Source organism: Ornithinibacillus scapharcae TW25, from assembly GCF_000190475.1.
GTDB lineage: Bacteria > Bacillota > Bacilli > Bacillales > Amphibacillaceae > Ornithinibacillus > Ornithinibacillus scapharcae.
On the sequence record NZ_AEWH01000010.1, the window covers coordinates 1 to 1477 of the forward strand.

3 protein-coding genes are annotated in these 1477 nt (G+C 35.4%); all 3 read right to left on the minus strand.

Annotation, left to right across the window (positions count from 1 at the left end):
- Nucleotides 1–9: 9 nt before the first annotated feature.
- Nucleotides 10–591 (minus strand): hypothetical protein, encoded by a 582-nt coding sequence (locus G5W_RS0103175; RefSeq protein ID WP_010094161.1) that lies wholly within the window; start codon nt 589–591, stop codon nt 10–12.
- Between the two features lie 180 nt (nt 592–771).
- Nucleotides 772–1200, minus strand: coding sequence for a helix-turn-helix domain-containing protein (locus G5W_RS0103180; RefSeq protein ID WP_010094163.1), 429 nt, complete (start codon nt 1198–1200; stop codon nt 772–774).
- A gap of 4 nt (nt 1201–1204) precedes the next feature.
- On the minus strand, nt 1205–1477 hold a 273-nt coding region (locus tag G5W_RS20310; protein ID WP_010094166.1), incomplete at its 5' end, for an HNH endonuclease.

Below are 1477 nucleotides of genomic sequence, written 5' to 3' on the forward strand. Positions count from 1 at the left end.
ACGTACACACTATTCATAGTCAGCTATACCCCAGTGCATATCGTAGAGAGGTATGTTCAAGTATGGTAGATTACTAGGTTTTATGGATTTGTTCTTTGGTATGTGTATTGTAGGTAATTTCTTGATAATGTTTTCTAAGTCGAGTATATCTATTTCATTTTCTTTAGGTTTAACTCTTATCTTGCTCGAATAAAGAGTAACTGTTCCATCCTCTTTGTTATGTTGATTCCATACAGAGTTATCACAATCAATCATTTTCCATTCACTTGGTTTAAATCCATGTGCTTGTAACAGGAATGTTGGTGTCATATCTACTGAATTAGCAATCTTAATCAATGTATTCTTGGTTACAGTTCCATCTTCATGATATTTGATTGTTTCTTTATATCCAGTTTCTTTAATTGGATCCACACTCGGTTGAAAGCTATCCTTCACCCTTAAATATTTAGTCCTCACACTAGAATAAGTTTTATTAATTCCAAATTCCTTGTTAATCATCTTGGTGACTTTAGGCAGCTTATGTATTTTTGCAAGTTCCAACATTCGCTGGATTATCTCGTCATTCCATTCACTTGTAAATTGATTAGCCATGTATTCTCACCCCTTTGTTACGGAATCCCCGCCTATATCCGTCAGTCCCTCAAACGCTTTCCCAACTCCCCATAAAAATAAAAGAGCACCACCAACCAATTGTTAGTGATGCCCTAATGAAAGGGGAGGAATTTATAAAGTTTCTATACTTATATTATAATTCTATCCTTTACTTTCTTTCTACTTGTGGGACATGTGGGACATTTTGCACACTATAGAATCTCTCAATCTATGGATATGCCTTCTTGATAACCCCATGTGATTTGCAATAGCGTTTATACTCATTCCATCTAATAAACAATCTAATACAACTTTTTCCCGTTCATCCGTAATTAAGTGAAGGCTGTTTTGAACAAATTCTATCTTTCGTAGCATCCGTACTTTTCGATTAAGTTTTTTATCTCGTCTTATGATTTCATTTGTCATGGCATCACTTGTAAGACCTTTTGGCTTTGGCATGGTTGCTTCTATTCCATATTGTGCAGTCAAACTTTGGTCTGTGTTATCTAAGAGGTAATCGATTCGTTTAACTTCCTTTATCATCCAATGATAATTTGACAATATTTCAATGATCTCGATATCTGAATACAATTTTTCAGCTACTGCCATTTAATCACCCCTGTGCTTGGCTTTTTAATAGATGATATACCGTTTCTCCTTTGTGCGCTTCAGCATGACAAGATACACATAACAGTTTTAGGTTTTCTACAGTATGTTGACCACCATCTGCAAAATGCTTAATGTGATGGAAGTGCAGTTTCTTATCTTTAGTACCACATTCTGTGCATTTTCCTTTGTCTCTCTGGTAAACTCGAAGTTTGACTAGTTTAGGTATTTCCCTGTCCTCGACCACTTTATCGGATTTACCTTCCATTAGTGTGTACGT

Excerpts from the sequence above, each read along its gene's own strand:
- G5W_RS0103180 (WP_010094163.1), bottom strand. The coding sequence starts at position 1,200 with ATGGCAGTAGCTGAAAAATTGTATTCAGATATCGAGATCATTGAAATA.
- G5W_RS0103175 (WP_010094161.1), bottom strand. The coding sequence starts at position 591 with ATGGCTAATCAATTTACAAGTGAATGGAATGACGAGATAATCCAGCGA.